16 protein-coding genes and 1 other RNA gene are annotated in these 15,321 nt (G+C 59.3%); 7 read left to right on the top strand and 10 right to left on the bottom strand.

Annotated features, from left to right (window positions below; genetic code table 11):
- Positions 1-97 precede the first annotated feature (97 nt).
- Positions 98-742, top strand: a complete 645-nt coding sequence (locus RBB32_RS12160) for a GntR family transcriptional regulator (RefSeq protein WP_306152981.1) — start codon at positions 98-100, stop codon at positions 740-742.
- On the opposite strand, the gene RBB32_RS12155 is transcribed toward RBB32_RS12160, so the two are convergent.
- Together RBB32_RS12155 and carA are read right to left on the bottom strand one after the other, a co-directional pair.
- Complete coding sequence (locus tag RBB32_RS12155) at positions 683-2,623, bottom strand: glycosyltransferase family 2 protein (protein ID WP_306152980.1); 1,941 nt, start codon at positions 2,621-2,623, stop codon at positions 683-685. The two genes, RBB32_RS12160 and RBB32_RS12155, sit on opposite strands and share 60 nt — an antisense overlap.
- A 96-nt stretch (positions 2,624-2,719) precedes the next feature.
- Positions 2,720-3,868, bottom strand: coding sequence for a glutamine-hydrolyzing carbamoyl-phosphate synthase small subunit (gene carA / locus RBB32_RS12150; RefSeq protein WP_306152979.1), 1,149 nt, complete (start codon positions 3,866-3,868; stop codon positions 2,720-2,722).
- 196 nt (positions 3,869-4,064) lie between these two features.
- On the opposite strand from carA, the gene RBB32_RS12145 reads away from it, so the two are divergent.
- Positions 4,065-4,523, top strand: a complete 459-nt coding sequence (locus tag RBB32_RS12145; protein WP_306152978.1) for a GatB/YqeY domain-containing protein — start codon at positions 4,065-4,067, stop codon at positions 4,521-4,523.
- Between the two features lie 9 nt (positions 4,524-4,532).
- Here the strand turns inward: RBB32_RS12145 and RBB32_RS12140 are convergent, their stop codons facing one another.
- The 6 genes from RBB32_RS12140 to gatC all read right to left on the bottom strand — a co-directional run bounded on the left by RBB32_RS12140 (position 4,533) and on the right by gatC (position 8,777).
- Positions 4,533-5,039, bottom strand: a complete 507-nt coding sequence (locus RBB32_RS12140) for a DUF2244 domain-containing protein (protein ID WP_306152977.1) — start codon at positions 5,037-5,039, stop codon at positions 4,533-4,535.
- 94 nt (positions 5,040-5,133) lie between these two features.
- Positions 5,134-5,534: RNase P RNA component class A (rnpB, locus tag RBB32_RS12135), an RNA gene on the bottom strand.
- 11 nt (positions 5,535-5,545) lie between these two features.
- The gene (locus RBB32_RS12130; protein WP_306152976.1) at positions 5,546-6,229 is read right to left on the bottom strand and encodes an N-acetylmuramoyl-L-alanine amidase; all 684 of its coding nucleotides are present in this window, start codon (positions 6,227-6,229) and stop codon (positions 5,546-5,548) included.
- Positions 6,230-6,241: 12 nt separating this feature from the next.
- Positions 6,242-6,973 carry a hypothetical protein gene (locus RBB32_RS12125; protein ID WP_306152975.1) on the bottom strand — a complete coding sequence of 244 codons (732 nt, stop codon included), beginning with the start codon at positions 6,971-6,973 and terminating at the stop codon, positions 6,242-6,244.
- A 35-nt stretch (positions 6,974-7,008) separates the two neighbouring features.
- Positions 7,009-8,490, bottom strand: coding sequence for an Asp-tRNA(Asn)/Glu-tRNA(Gln) amidotransferase subunit GatA (gene gatA, locus RBB32_RS12120; protein ID WP_306152974.1), 1,482 nt, complete (start codon positions 8,488-8,490; stop codon positions 7,009-7,011).
- Complete coding sequence (gatC, locus tag RBB32_RS12115) at positions 8,490-8,777, bottom strand: Asp-tRNA(Asn)/Glu-tRNA(Gln) amidotransferase subunit GatC (protein WP_306152973.1); 288 nt, start codon at positions 8,775-8,777, stop codon at positions 8,490-8,492. Before gatC ends, gatA begins: the two co-directional genes overlap by 1 nt.
- A gap of 138 nt (positions 8,778-8,915) precedes the next feature.
- On the opposite strand from gatC, the gene RBB32_RS12110 reads away from it, so the two are divergent.
- Entirely contained in the window at positions 8,916-9,608 is a 693-nt protein-coding gene (locus RBB32_RS12110) for a metal-dependent hydrolase (RefSeq protein ID WP_306152972.1), read from the top strand.
- A 67-nt stretch (positions 9,609-9,675) separates the two neighbouring features.
- On the opposite strand, the gene RBB32_RS12105 is transcribed toward RBB32_RS12110, so the two are convergent.
- Positions 9,676-10,128, bottom strand: a complete 453-nt coding sequence (locus tag RBB32_RS12105) for a nucleoside deaminase (RefSeq protein WP_306152971.1) — start codon at positions 10,126-10,128, stop codon at positions 9,676-9,678.
- 61 nt (positions 10,129-10,189) lie between these two features.
- On the opposite strand from RBB32_RS12105, the gene RBB32_RS12100 reads away from it, so the two are divergent.
- Positions 10,190-10,996, top strand: coding sequence for a pseudouridine synthase (locus RBB32_RS12100; RefSeq protein ID WP_306152970.1), 807 nt, complete (start codon positions 10,190-10,192; stop codon positions 10,994-10,996).
- Between the two features lie 53 nt (positions 10,997-11,049).
- Here RBB32_RS12100 and RBB32_RS12095 read toward each other — a convergent pair whose 3' ends face one another.
- Positions 11,050-12,063, bottom strand: coding sequence for a GlxA family transcriptional regulator (locus tag RBB32_RS12095; RefSeq protein WP_306152969.1), 1,014 nt, complete (start codon positions 12,061-12,063; stop codon positions 11,050-11,052).
- A 121-nt stretch (positions 12,064-12,184) separates the two neighbouring features.
- Here RBB32_RS12095 and RBB32_RS12090 point away from each other — a divergent pair, with 121 nt between their 5' ends.
- From RBB32_RS12090 to RBB32_RS12080, 3 genes are all read left to right on the top strand, one after another.
- Positions 12,185-13,003 (top strand): TerC family protein, encoded by an 819-nt coding sequence (locus RBB32_RS12090; RefSeq protein ID WP_306152968.1) that lies wholly within the window; start codon positions 12,185-12,187, stop codon positions 13,001-13,003.
- Between the two features lie 209 nt (positions 13,004-13,212).
- Positions 13,213-14,109: a 5-bromo-4-chloroindolyl phosphate hydrolysis family protein gene (locus RBB32_RS12085; protein WP_306152967.1), complete on the top strand. Its 897-nt coding sequence runs from the start codon at positions 13,213-13,215 to the stop codon at positions 14,107-14,109.
- A 10-nt stretch (positions 14,110-14,119) separates the two neighbouring features.
- Complete coding sequence (locus RBB32_RS12080; RefSeq protein WP_306152966.1) at positions 14,120-15,319, top strand: toxic anion resistance protein; 1,200 nt, start codon at positions 14,120-14,122, stop codon at positions 15,317-15,319.
- Positions 15,320-15,321 lie beyond the last annotated feature (2 nt).

Genomic DNA, 15,321 nt, shown 5'->3' with positions numbered 1-15,321 from the left:
TGCGCCGCGACAATGGGCGCAACGCGCCAAGGCTTGATCGCACCAAATTCGGCGCGTACGGTTCGCCGATAACAAAATCGCAGGGACGGAACCAATCATGAAAGCGCCGCAAAAAGATGCCTATACGCTGATCCTCGAAGCGATCGACATGGGCATATACAAGCCCGGGGATCGCCTTGTGGAAAGCGATTTGGCCGAGCAATTCGGCATGTCGCGCACTCCGATCCGCGAAGCCCTGCAGCGGCTTGAAACGCAATCCCTTCTAACCCGCGACGGGCGCAGCCTGATCGTGGCCTCTTTGGATCACAACCAATTGGCCGAGCTTTACGTGGTCCGCGCACAGCTTGAGGCCTTGGCGGCCAACCTTGCAGCGCGCCACGCCACGGACGAAGAGGTGCGCGTGCTGCGCGACATGGTCGAGGATGACCGGAAACTCATGAATAATCCGCAGGCCATGGCGCGGGCCAACCGCCGCTTTCACAAGCAGATTCACCTTGCCTCTCACAATCGCTTTTTGGTTCAACAGCTTGACCTTGTGCATCGCTCCATGGCCTTGATGGCCACAACGTCACTGGCCGCGGCAGGGCGGCCCGAGGATGCCATCAAGGAACATGACCGCATCGTCAGGTCAATCGAGGCGCGGGATTCAGAAACCGCCGGCGAAGCCTTAAAAGCGCATATTTCAAAGGCTTTTGTGACCCGCCTCAAGCTTGACTCCGGTGAAGTCGACAGCATCGTCTGATCCTGCAGTGCCTGCCCTTTGCAGCGACAAGCCATGGACCGTCTTTTCCCAAAAGAAGGGCTTGGCGATCAATTCGTAAAGCGCCTTGTAGGCTGCAAAGGATCCCAAAGGGATATAGAAATGCATCGTCGGAACCCATGCAATCAGATGTCGGTGCCTTTGGCCAGATACGGCAACCAAATGGATCGCGATGTTGATGGCCTCAATGATCAGGAAAAGCGTCCCGAATGCAACTAGCACAGCTCGCGAAAGAACCGGGTCAAGTGGATGCGGCAGCCCGAAAAGCACCAGCCAAAAGGTCCACAACAAGGGGGCCAAAAGAAACTGCGACAGGGCCGTTATGAAATGGGCCTGAAAGCCCAGGAATTTCCAAGCCCCCAACTGTCGATACAGCAACCGCGGGCGCCGCATGTGAACGAGGTACGTGGTCATATATCCCTTGAGCCATCTTGAACGCTGCTTGATCCAAGGCCACAGGCGGCAATTCGCCTCCTCGCCGGTGACTGTCCCGATCATTTCCGTCCGGTAGCCGTGCCGGGCAAGACGAAAGCCAAGGTCAGCATCTTCCGTCACGTTATGCGCGTCCCACCCGCCAAGCTTTTCCAATACATCACGCCGGAAATAGAGCGTGGTCCCGCCAAGCGGTATCGCGAAGCCCAGTTTTTCCATACCGGGAAGGATCATGCGAAACCACGTCGCGTATTCGATGGTAAAACAGCGCGCCAGCCAATTCTGGTTGGAATTGTAATAATCCAAGACCCCCTGAAGACAGACGACATCATCAGGCACCTCTTGAAACCGACGGGCCACGGTGGTGATTTGATCCGGGTCAGGCGCATCTTCGGCATCGAAAATGCCAACGATCTCGCCCTCGCAAAAATCAAGCGCGTAGTTCATGGCGCGCGGTTTGGTGCGTGGCTGTCCATCCGGTACGACCACGGCACGCATCCACGAAGGAAGGTCGATCGACGCCAGAGTTTCCCACGTGGTTTCATCTTCTTCCTCGAGAATAAGCACCACGTCCAGAAGGCACTTGGGATAGGTCAGTTGTGACAACCGGGCAATCAGGTGATGCGCGATCTCGGTCTCTTTGAAGAGCGGGACAAGGATTGAAACCTTCGGCAAGGGCGCTTTGCGCTTTGGTGAGGTGTCGGGCAAACCCTCTTCCATGGTTGCCATCCGGGCCACGAAAGCCGCTGTTTTCATGACGGCCGAGACAATCAGGGTTATCGCGGCCCATGCAACGAAAATGCCCAGCACCAGTGTCGGCGCGCTCCAGACCACCAAGGCCAAAACAAGCAAGACAACCAAACTGAAGGCCAAGCGGCGTGTTCCGCGACCGCCCCACGTCCGGCAGCTTTCGATCTCGGGAACACGGCTTTGTGCCAGGGCTGTCAACTCGGCCCTGTTCCGCTTGGCGATCTCGGACTGAACAGCCTGCGGATCGGCGATAAGTACACGCCGCGCTTCATCGCCCTCTTTTCGGCTTTGTGCATCGCCAAGCCCAACCGCATCCGCTTGGCCGGTCAAGATCGCTGTTGTGCCATCACGGTCAACAACTGGCATCGCCGCGTGTTTGATCAGATCGCGTGGATCCGCGTCCATGCGACAGTCTTCAAGGTTTACAAGCTCTTGCTCCGAGAGGCGGCGGCTGTTGAGACGGCGGGCATGTGCGTCAAGCAAAGCATCCTGACTGGCAAGACCTTCTGCCATCAGCACGCGATCCAGCGTTGCGTCGCAGTGGCGCCGCACGACGCTGGCAAGGGCCATGTCTTCGGCGTCGATCACGCCTTGACGAACCAATTCATCGCCAAGCGTATCGAATGCGCCACCGTCGCTTTCAGGCCCGAGTGCAGCCTGACGCAATTCCGAGATTCCCATCTTATGTCCCTCGCTGTCCCCTTCAGGACAGCTTGAACATGTTTGGTTAATCTAGGGTAAACGAGGGGTTAACAACTGGTTAACCCCGACAGGGCGTCATTTTGCCAACGAGGCCGCGAACCGTTCAAAAAGATAAAAACTGTCCTGCGGGCCGGGGCTTGCCTCGGGGTGGTGCTGAACCGAGAAAACCGGCGCATCGATCATCCGGATCCCACAATTCGACCCATCAAACAAAGAAACATGGGTCTCCTTGACACCCTCCGGCAAGGTTTGGCTATCGACCGCGAAACCATGATTCATCGACGTGATTTCAACCTTGCCGGTTTCCATATCCTTGACGGGGTGGTTCGCGCCGTGATGGCCATGGTTCATCTTGACGGTCTTTGCCCCTAGCGCGAGGGCCAACATCTGATGCCCAAGGCAGATTCCGAACATTGGCAAGCCCTTGTCCAGAATCCCCTTGATCATCGGCACGGCATATTCGCCGGTCGCGGCCGGATCACCCGGACCGTTGGACAGGAAAACCCCATCTGGATCATGCGCCAAGACTTCCTCGGCCGTGGCCGTGGCGGGCAGAACCGTCACCTCGCAACCGGCACTGGCAAGGCACCGCAGAATATTGCGCTTGGCCCCGTAATCCACGGCAACGACGCGATACTTGGTATCGGTCTGCGGGCTGTAGCCATCAGGCCAGGCCCAACGCATCTCGTTCCAGCGATAGGATTGCGCACAGGTGACTTGCTTGGCCAAGTCCATCCCTTCCAGCCCGGCAAACCGACGCGCTTTTTCAACCAATGCTTCGGTATCGAAATCGCCTTCGGGATCGTGGGCCAAGGCCACATGCGGCGCACCTTGCTGTCGAATGGCCCGCGTCAAACGCCGGGTATCGACCCCGCCAATGGCAATCCGCCCACGCTTGGCCAGCCAATCCCCAAGCGTTTCGGTCGCGCGCCAATTGCTTGGTTCCGTCGGGTCCCATTTGACGACCATGCCCTCGGCCACCGGGTCGGCGGTTTCATCGTCGTCCGGGTTAACGCCGACGTTACCAATATGCGGGAACGTGAAGGTCACGACTTGCCCGGCATAGCTGGGATCGGTCATGATTTCCTGATACCCCGTCATCGCGGTATTGAAACAAAGCTCGGCCACGGTATCGCCCGTTGCTCCAAAACCTTTACCATAGAACAAGGTCCCATCGGCAAGGGCGAGGCATGCGGTTGGGCGGTCCTGGTTCTCTGAAGCCATGACGTGAGTCTCCGATATGGGCAAATTGGCGTATACCTATGGGGCGCGACAACAAGGGTCAAGCCACAAGATGCGCCATTTGAACCTGCTTTTTCAGGGCCACCGGGACACCCGCCTGCCGTTTCGAAACGGTTGCCACTGACCCATGTTTTAGATAGGGTCGCAAACTTGCACGCATAGTAGGGGATGCATTGCCATGGGTTTGCGAGAGCGGATCAACACGGCCCTCAAGACGGCCATGAAAGAAAAAGACAGCGCCCGCTTGGGCACGCTGCGCCTGATCAATGCGGCCATCAAGGATCAAGATATCGCGCGACGCGGCTCCGAGGACGACACGGGGGTAAGCGATGCCGATATCCTCGGAATTCTCGGCAAGATGACAAAGCAACGGCAAGAAAGCGTCCGCGCCTACGAAGAAGGTGGTCGGCTAGACCTGGCCGAGCGCGAGAGACAAGAAGTCGCGATTATCGAAGAATTTCTTCCGCAACAGCTTTCCGATGACGACGTCGAAGCCGCGATAGACGCGGCAATCGCCGATGTCGGTGCCACGTCGATCCGCGACATGGGCAAGATCATGGGCAAGCTCAAGCAGAAATACACAGGCCAGATGGATTTCGGTGCCGTCGGGCCGCGGGTCAAGGCAAAATTGGGTTAAAGCCGCGCTTTACTGCGCGGGTTCAGGCGTGATTGCATTGCGCAACGCCTCCACCAACTCGCCATGCAGCGCCTTACGCTCATCCTCGGACAGGAATGCCCCGATCTCAACTTCGCGGCCCTTGCCGCTCATGGTAATGTAATGCGCAACCGGCCCACCGGTGGGGTACATATCCACCTTGGCCCAATAGCTGTTGCAATCCCATTCCTGCGTTTTGCCAGCGGGATCGGTGCGTTTGAGGTGTACCTTGTCTGGGTCGATGATCAATTCCTCGATCATATCGGCGTCACGGTACGACCTCTCCAAAGCCCACCAAATACCGCCAACCGCAATCAGCAAGAAGGGCAAGAGCCCCCAAAGAACGAAGGTTCCCAAAAGCGGGTAAAGCGGAAAGGTGATAAGGATGAAGGTCCCCAAAACGAAGGCCGCAAAGCCACGGCGCGGCAATGACCTGTGCGGCCAAAGTTTAAGCTGGATCCGGTGACCGCGGGTATCTTCGTTCCATTCATATGGCATGTTTATAGTTTAGCGCGGCTTGGGGTGCTGAAAAGGGAGCAGTTGCACCAAGCCCCGCGTAAATCCGCCGCGATCCTGGATACGGTGAAGAATCAAGCGCGGAGGGCCTGTAAGCCGGATTCTGTCCACCCCTTGCGGGGCTGGATGACCATTCCTCTAGGCGTGTTGTCACCAACACGCGTCTAGCTGCCAACCCGGATCGCAGGGCCAAGGCGGCCTGCGGGCGGTATCCCGGAGTTTCCTCCCGGACCGGCCCCCGCGTGCGATCCCTATTCGGCATTGCTCCCGGTGGGGCTTGCCATGCCAGTCCTGTTGCCAGTCCCGCGGTGGGCTCTTACCCCACCGTTTCACCCTCACTCCGGCAGGCCGGAGCAGACTATTCTCTGTGGCGCTTTCCCTGGGGTTGCCCCCGCCGGGCGTTACCCGGCACCGTTGCCTTGTGGAGTCCGGACTTTCCTCGCGGCCCTTGAGCCCCGCGGCCATCCGGCCCTCCGCGCATCTTGCACTTAGGCGTTCGGTGCAGCACGGTCAACGGGATAGCGTGCGGCAAGGTTGGCCATAAGCGCCCGGTCCGTGTCGGATAGTGGCCCAGAGGCCCATGGCCGAAACCTTTGACGGAAGACATCCAAAATCTCGGTTTCGCCAACGTCGTCAGACAGCACATACCCAAACACTTGCGCATCACGCAGGAAATCGCCGGGTGCATGGCCTGCCCCGGGCCAGATGCTAAGCCCTTCTCGCGCCAAGCGGCGCCAGTCAAACTTTCGACCGGGATCAAACTTCCGTTGCGGGGCCATGTCCGAATGGCCAATGACCCGGTCCTTCGAGATCGACCACCGTTGCATGATCCCGCCCATGAGGTCGCAGAGTGCTGTCATCTGTGGGTTTGGGAAAGGATGCGCGCCCGTATTGGCAAGCTCAATCCCGATGGAGCGGGAATTGACATCGCAGACCGCGCCCCAAGCCCCTGCCCCGGCATGCCATGCGCGCTGATCCTCCGGGACCATCGACACCACCTGCCCCGCTTCACAGATCAGGTAGTGCGCCGAAACCTCGGCGTCAGGCTCGCACAGACGATCAAGCGCCGCTTCGGCGCTTTCCATCGCGGTATAGTGTAAGACAATCAAATCGGGCCGCGCGCCTTCGCGTCGCGGCCCGTAATTCGGCGAATGTCGCTGTGTGACAGTCACGGGCACCGCCCGTTACCCGCCAACCGCCTTTTGGAAAGGGGCCGGGTTCCAACCGCAGGCATAGCCATCGCCATCGGGATCAAGCCCAAGCCGGTCTTTCTTTGGACCGCCGCGTGCCAGGAAATCTTCCTGCGCGCGATCGGGTGACGCATACTTCGCGCAGTTTCTGCGGAACTTGGCCTCCTTGTTGAAACCCACACGATTATAAACCTGGGTGCCAACGGGATGTTTTGTTGCCAAGGCATAGGCCACGATATTCGGCTCCTGTGTACCGCTTCGCGATGGCAGGGCCTCGACATCCACGACTTTATACCGCGCACGATTTCGGGCGATCAGCGCGGCGTCACTTTCGATGGAACGCTGTTCGCCAACGGCCTCAAAATCATTCTCACCCGAAATCCCTGTCGCGGTATTCACCGTTGCCGGGGCTGGATTGCTTGGGCTGGCATGAACAACACTTTCGCCAGAGTTGGCGTCTGCCTCGGCCAGGGCGGCCTCAGCTTCCGCGGCGATCGCCTCGGCATCGTTGTCCGACACTGTTGCGCCGCTGGTATTCAGGCTTTCCGAAGAAACCGCATCGGGCGCGGGTAATGCCCCGCCGCCCGATAGCTGCGCATCGCGCGCACGCTTGTCCTCAAGGTAGCCATCATAGTTATCGAAACCAACACCGGCCCCACTATCAGGAACACTCGTGGTACAAGCGCCAAGGACCGTAAGGCCGACTGCACAAAGAAAAACACGCATCTGCTTTTATCCTGCCAATTAACTTGCCGGAGGGTTTACCACCATTTCTCGGGCTTTGCCACAAAACCGGCGGCCTGCTCCAACGCGTAAGCGGTGTTCAGCAAATCGCCTTCCTCCCATGGGCGGCCAATCAGTTGCAAACCAAGCGGCAGGCCCTGTTTGTCCAGTCCCGCAGGCACCGATATGCCCGGCAGACCGGCAAGGTTGACCGTGACGGTAAAAACGTCGTTAAGGTACATCTGCACCGGGTCGGCCTCGGCCATCTCACCCAGACCAAAGGCCGGGGAAGGCGTGGCCGGGGTCAGGATCGCGTCGATGCCTTGGTCGAACACCTGCTCAAAATCACGCTTGATCAAGGTACGAACCTTGCGAGCACGGTTGTAATAAGCGTCGTAGAACCCGGCGGACAACACATAGGTGCCAACCATCACACGGCGTTGCACCTCGTGACCGAAGCCCTCGGCGCGGGTTTTCTCATACATCTCGGAGATGCCGTCGCCTTGTTCCAGCTTGGCGCGGTGGCCATAACGCACCCCGTCATAACGCGCGAGGTTCGAAGACGCCTCGGCCGGGGCAATCACGTAATAGGCGGGCAGTGCATACTTGGTGTGCGGCAAGGAAATATCGCGGATTTCCGCCCCTGCATCTTTCAGCATCGCGGTGCCATCGGCCCAAAGCTTTTCGATCTCTTCGGGCATGCCGTCCATACGGTATTCTTGTGGAATACCGATCACCTTGCCCTTGATGTCACCGGTCAGCATCGCCTCGAAATCCGGCACCGGGATATCGGCGCTGGTGCTGTCCTTGGGGTCATGACCGCACATCGCCTCAAGCATGATGGCCGCATCACGCACATCCTTGGTCATCGGGCCCGCCTGATCCAGCGAGGAAGCAAAGGCCACGATGCCCCAACGCGAGCAACGGCCATAGGTGGGCTTGATACCGGTAATACCGGTGAAGGCGGCAGGCTGACGGATCGAACCGCCGGTATCCGTGCCGGTCGCGGCAAGGCAGAGATCGGCGGCAACCGCACTGGCCGACCCACCCGAAGACCCGCCGGGCGTCAACTCCTGCCCGCCCGCTTTCCACGGGTTCACGGCATTGCCGTAAACGCTGGTTTCATTGGACGAGCCCATGGCGAACTCATCCATGTTGAGCTTGCCAAGCATCACCGCACCTGCATCAAACAGGTTTTGCGTGACGGTCGACTCATACTCGGGCTTGAACCCTTCGAGAATACCGCTGGCCGCTTGGCTGACCACGCCTTTTGTGCAGAAGAGATCCTTGATCCCCAAGGGGATACCGCACATCGCGGGCGCATCGCCCCCCTTGATCCGCTCATCCGCCGCCTTGGCCTGATCGCGCGCCAGATCCGACGTATCGTGCACGAACGCGTTGAGCGCCCCTGCCCCTTCGACAGCCCCAAGGCAGGCCTCGGTCAGTTCCGCGCTTGTCACCTCGCCCTTGCGCAGGGCATCGCGGGCGGCGGCGATGGTCAGTTTGTTCAGATCGGTCATTATTCCACCACCTTCGGCACGGCAAAGAATCCTTCACGCGCATCGGGCGCGTTGGACAGAACCTTTTCGGGCATGCCCCCCTCGGTCACCCTATCCTCGCGCCGTTTGAGGCGCATAGGGGTGACACTGGTCATTGGCTCAACACCTTCAACGTCCACTTCGCTCAATTGTTCGATAAAGCCGAGGATGTTGTTGAATTCCTCCGCCAGCGCGGGCAGTGCATCGTCTTCCACGCGGATGCGGGCCAGCTTGGCCACCTTGGCGGCGGTTTCCTTGTCGATCGACATTGCCTGATCTCCCGTATTTCGGTTGCCTTGCGTTTAGCGTCGCAGGCCATGACCCGCAAGCACCCCGACCACGCAAATCCCCCTTTTCGCGGATCAAACCCATGTTAGGCTTGGGGAAACAACATTATGGAGGACAAGATGAAAATCATTTGGCTGGGCCATGCCTCGTTCCGGATCGAAATCGGCGGTCAGTGCCTGCTTGTTGACCCTTGGCTGACAGGCAACCCGATGATGCCTGAAGACAAACGCGACAAAGCCACCCAAGGGGCTACGCATATCCTTCTGACCCATGCGCATTTTGACCACGTGTCAGACGTTCTTGGCGTCGCGAAAGCACAGGAAATCCCCGTCGTCGGACAATTCGATTTGATGTCCTATTGGGAAAAAACCGAAAAGATCGAGGTTGTCGGCTTCAACAAGGGCGGCACCGTGGACCTTGGGGGCGTCAAAGTAACGATGGTGCATGCGGTGCATTCCTCAAGCTTTGGGGGCGAAAATGGACCCAATGTGCCGGGCACCGAATGCGGCTACATGATCGAAGGCGAAGGCCGGACGATTTACGTCTCGGGCGATACTGACGTCATGGCCGACATGAAAATTTTCAACGCGTTGCACAAACCCGATATCGGCATCCTGTGTGCAGGCGGGCATTTCACCATGGACATGCGCCGCGCAGGGTATGCCGCCAAGGAATTCTTTGACTTCAAAACCGTGATCCCTTGTCACTACAAGACCTTCCCCATCCTCGAACAATCGGCCGAGGAACTGGCCAAGGCCCTGCCCGGGGTGGACGTGATCGAGCCCGAGGTCCTGGTGCCGATCGAGCTGTGATTTGGGGGGCTTTGCCCCCGGGGCCCTTGGCCCCTCCCCCAGGATATTTTGCAAAAAGTAGAAAGGATTAGAGGCGTTTTGCCTTGAAGAAGTCAGTCAGCAGGGCTTCGGCCTCCACCGCGCTGATGCCATCGTAGACCTCCGGAGCATGATGGCATTGCGGGTGGGAAAAGACCCGCGCGCCATGCGCCACCCCTCCGGACTTTGGATCGCCCGCCCCATAGTATACCCGCGCGATGCGGGCTGCCGAGATGGCCGTGGCACACATCGCGCAAGGCTCTAGCGTGACATAAAGCGCGTGGCCCGGAAGGCGTTCGCTGCCCGCTTTGACGCAGGCCTCGCGGATCACGAGAATTTCGGCATGCGCGGTGGGGTCGTGCAATTCACGAGTACGGTTGCCCGCCTGTGCCACCACTTGGCCGCGCGGATCTACGAGCACGGCACCAACAGGAACCTCGCCGCGGTCTGCGGCGGCGCGGGCCTCGGACAGGGCCAAATCCATGTGGCTGGTGAAACGCATACTCCCTATTGCCGCGCGATCCGTGCTTTCGCAAGCCCGGGCTTTGCGCTAATCGGGGCGCATGACAGAAAGCCAACATAAGGGCGAGCGGATCGCCAAGGTTATTGCCCGGGCCGGCGTTGCCAGCCGGCGCGAAGCCGAACGCATGATCGAGTCCGGCCGGGTCAAGGTCAATGACAAGGTCATCGAGCGGGCGGCCCTGAACGTAACGGACAAGGACAAGGTAACCGTGGATGGGCGGGACTTGTCAGCCCCCGAACCGCCGCGGCTTTGGCTCTATCACAAGCCCACGGGCCTTGTGACCACAACCCGCGACGAGCAAGGCCGGGCAACGATTTATGACGAGCTACCCGAAGACCTGCCACGCGTGATGAGCGTGGGGCGGTTGGACCTCAATTCCGAAGGCTTGCTATTGTTGACCAATGACGGTGGGATCAAGCGCAAGCTGGAACTGCCTTCGACCGGATGGCTGCGCAAATACCGGGTGCGCGTGAAAGGCCGACCAAGTGACAAAACATTGGAGCCGCTGCGGCAAGGCATTGAAATAGAAGGCGAAAAGTTCCAATCCATGACCGTTTCGCTGGACCGGCAACAGGGTGCCAACGCCTGGGTGACGGTGAGCCTGCGCGAGGGCAAAAACCGCGAGATCAGACGCGCGATGGAGGCTGTGGGGCTGTCGGTGAACCGTTTGATCCGCATCTCTTACGGGCCATTCCAACTTGGCCAATTGAAGCGCGGAGAGGTACAGGAAATTCGCCCCCGGGTTCTGAAGGATCAGCTTGGGATGCAGGGCGAGGACGACAAGAAACCCGGCAAACCGACCCCGAAGCGGACCCGCCGGAAACCGGGCAAACCGCGGCAAAAATAGCTTTCGGTCAAACCTCGGATTTTTGCCGGTATTACTTTGGTGAATAAGATGCCCTACCCCGGCACCTGCCAGCTTTTGCGGTAGGCGCGCGGCGACATGCCGTACCGCTTGCGGAATCGCGCGCCCATCTGCGAGGCACTGTTAAAGCCGGTGGCCGCCGCGATCTCGGCCACGCTTAGATCGGTTTCATTCAACAGCGCATGGGCCCGGGCGATCCGCAAATCCATGTAGAATTGCGCCGGGGTGGTACCGACGTGACCGGTGAACAGCCTTTCAAGCTGACGCCGCGAAATGCCCAGCTGCTCGGCCAGTTTCCCGATCTCAAGCGGGGCTTCGATGGTTTCGTTCATCGCCCGCATGGCGGCGATCAGATGGGGGTTGCGGCTACTGAGGGCATGGGAAAAGCCCGATCGCTGCGGTGCCTCATGAGTGGAGGCGCGGAAATGCAGGCACATGTCGGCCACCACGCTGGCCAAATCCGCGCCATGATCGCGCTCAATCAGATGCAGCATCATATCTGTGGCGGCACTTCCCCCGCCACAGGTAATCAAGCCTCGGTCAATCTCGTAAAGCGCGCCGGAGGGTTCCAGCCCGATGAAACGCTCGATGAAGGCGGGCTGATTTTCCCAGTGCAAAGTAAAGCGCCGCCCTTCCAGAAGCCCGGCGCGGGCAAGCGCGAAAGCCCCGGTGCAAATCCCGCCCACGGTACAGCCAAAGGCACGTTGGCGGCTGATCCAGCGGGTGGCGCGGGCGCTGACGGTTTCGGTTGGCTCGATCCCGGCGCAAACGAAGGCCAAGGCCTCGCGCGGGACATCCTGCAAGCCGCTGTCGGGCGTGATCGTCACCCCGCAGGAGCACGAGACCGGGCCGCCATCCTCGCTCATCAAGAACCAACGATAGAGTTCTCGCCCGGCCACCTGATTGGCCACGCGCAGCGGCTCAAGCGCCGAGGTGAAGGCCAACAGCGTGAGTTTAGGCAGCAACAGAAAGTGCACGTCCCGTGGCGGGCCGTCGTAATCCACCCGAAAACTGGCCGCACCGCGGGGCACGAAACTACGTGTCATCATGTGCTTTGGATATCACGGCCAATCCGGCGTCATAGGGTAAAGACACGCGTTTCATTTTGTTTTTGCGACAAGCCTGGGCTAAAGCGCCCCCTCACATGTAACGAACGAGGGGCTTTCAAACATGGCCGATCTGTTGACTATCGAAAACCTGGGTAACTTGCTTATGCTGTGCTTTTTGCAGGCGGTGCTGGGCTTCGACAACCTGCTTTATATCTCGATTGAATCGCAGCGCGCTCCGGTGGCACAGCAAAAAGCGGTGCGCTACTGGGGCATCATCATTGCTGTGGCGTTACGGGTGATACTGCTTTTCACCATGATCCAACTGATCGACGCCATGGCCGAGCCTTTTTATATCTTCGATTGGACAGGCGTGATCGAGGGCGGCGTGAACTTTGCCACCTGTGTCTTCATCATTGGCGGGATTTTCATCATCTACACCGCCGTCAAGGAAATCGGCCATATGCTGACCGTCGAGAAACTGGATACAGATATGGCCGGAAAATCCGGCAAGTCGGCGACACAAGTCATCATGCTGATCGTGACGATGAACCTGATCTTCTCGTTCGATTCGGTGCTGTCGGCCTTAGCAATCACCGATGTTTTCCCGATCCTGGCCTTCGCGATCATCCTCTCGGGGCTTGCCATGCTGGTTCTTGCCGATGGTGTAACGGCCTTTCTTGAGAAAAACCGGATGTACGAGGTTCTGGGCCTGTTCATCCTGTTGATCGTGGGGGTTGTTTTGCTGGGCGAAGCGGGCCAAGCGGCGGCCCACGCCATGCATGACGATGCGCTGGCACTTAAGTTCTTTGGCTACGAAGTGATCCCAATGTCCAAGACTACCTTCTATTTCTCGGTCCTCGTTCTCGTGGCCGTCGAAGTGATCCAATCGGGCTATACCCGCAAACTCAATGCCGAACGGCGGACCGCCCCGCGGCATTGACCCGCGCCGGTGGCGCACTGTCCGAACGCCGTGAGGCGGTGCGCCACTCACCCGAATCTTCCCCCTAGCATGCAAACGCAGCATGGCCTAAGTTCCTTGTGAACCGCTGGGCTATGGGGGATTTATGTCCGATACCGGGTTGCAAAAACTGGCGTTTTTTCTGCTTGTTGCATTGATGCTTTACGTCTCAATCGCAGGAGGCGCTTGATATGGCCCAAAGATACGGCGGGAAATACAGCCCCGATGGCGGGCAAGGCGGGCCTGCACCGGTGGATCGCGGCAGTTTCCAAGGCGCGAAACGTACCAAGGCCGGTGGGCGAGTGAACCTGCTGTTTCTTGCCCCTTTGCCTCTGATTTTCAAGGCCTTCACGTCTGAGCCGATTGACATGGCGATGTATCTGGCCGCGCTTGGCCTGTTGATCTTGGCGGCGTGGCTAACGCGTGAAGGGATCTTGGCACAGGAGGCCTATGAGGCGCGCAAAGTGGCGCGACGCCCTGCCCTGCCGCGCAAGATCGTGGGGTCGCTGGCCACCGGGTTAGGCCTCGGGATTGCGGGGTTCGCCGGATTTGGGGCGCTGGAGGCTGTGATTTTCGCCGCGCTGGGCGCGGTGATCCACAGCTTTGCCTTCGGGCTGGACCCCTTGAAAGACAAGGGCGCCGAGGGCGTGGACATGTTTCAAACCGACCGCGTGGCGCGCGCCGTGGACGAGGCGGAAAAGCACCTGGTCGCGATGTCGGAGGCGATCAAGCGCGCCGGCGACCGACAGCTCGAGGGCCGTGTTGAGCGGTTCAAATCCACCGCACGCGACCTCTTTCGCACGGTCGAGGAAGACCCCCGCGACCTGACGGCGGCACGCAAGTACCTGTCAGTTTACTTGCTGGGGGCCAAGGACGCGACGGTGAAATTCGCCGATATCTACAGCCGCAACCGCGATAGCGCAGCGCGGCAGGATTACCTGACGCTTCTGGACGATCTGGAAGGCAACTTTGCCGCCCGGACAGAAAAGCTACTGCTGGATGATCGCAGCGATTTGACGATTGAAATTGACGTGCTGCGCGACCGGTTGCAGCGCGAGGGCATCCGCCCGGACAGCAACAACGAGTAAGGGGACAACCATGTCAGAGAATACCCGTCAGAAAGCCGAGGCCGCGCTGGCCGAGGTCGAGGAAGTCAGCCGCGCGATCCTGCCCGAACCGGCGGATGCCAATTCGATTGTCCCGCTTGAAAGCGCCGATGCACCTGTGGGGGCCGAAATCCGCAAACGGATGGACGAGATCGACATGGGCGATACCAATTCGATCGTCTCCTTCGGCTCCGCCGCGCAGGCCGAATTGCAGGAAATCTCGCAAAGCATGTTGCACGGTGTGCGCAACAAGGATGTGGGGCCGGCCGGGGATTCCTTGCGTGGGATCGTGACGACCATTCGCGGTTTCTCGGTGTCGGAACTAGATGTCCGCCGCGAGAGGACATGGTGGGAAAAACTTTTGGGTAAAGCTGCCCCCTTTGCCAAGTTCACCGCCCGTTTTGAGACCGTGCAAGGCCAGATCGACAAGATCACCGACGAGTTGCTGCACCATGAGCATACCCTGCTCAAGGATATCAAATCGCTGGACCTGCTTTATGAAAAAACCCTGCAATTCTACGACGAACTGGCCCTTTATATCTCGGCAGGCGAAGAAAAACTGAAAGAGCTGGATGAAAAGATCATCCCGGCCAAGGAGGCCGAAGTTCAGGCCGCGCCGGAAAACGACCAGGTGATCAAGGCGCAGGAATTGCGCGATCTGCGCGCCGCCCGCGACGATCTGGAACGCCGGGTGCATGACCTCAAGCTGACCCGTCAGGTGACCATGCAATCGCTGCCCTCGATCCGCTTGGTGCAGGAAAACGACAAATCGCTGGTCACCAAGATCAACTCGACCCTCGTCAACACCGTGCCGCTTTGGGAAACCCAACTGGCCCAAGCCGTCACCATCCAGCGCAGCGCCGAAGCCGCAGCCGCGGTGCGGGACGCCAATGACCTGACCAATGAATTGCTGACCTCGAATGCCGAAAACCTGCGCGAAAGCAACAAGATGATCCGCGAAGAGATGGAGCGCGGCGTTTTCGATATCGAAGCGGTCAAGAAGGCCAATGCCGACCTTATTGGCACCATCGAGGAAAGCCTGCAGATCGCCGACGAAGGCAAGGCCAAGCGCGCCGCCGCCGAGGAAGACCTCAAGAAGATGGAAACCGAATTGCGCGATACGCTGGCCTCGGCCAAGGCGCGCAAGGATGGCGTGGGCGACAACACCGGCACTGCCGTGCCGAAGGCCTAAGC

Source organism: Roseovarius sp. MMSF_3281 (assembly GCF_030733685.1).
Classification (GTDB): Bacteria; Pseudomonadota; Alphaproteobacteria; order Rhodobacterales; family Rhodobacteraceae; genus Roseovarius.
Note: the sequence above shows the minus strand (reverse complement) of the source record. Positions and strands in the feature narration are given on the sequence as shown.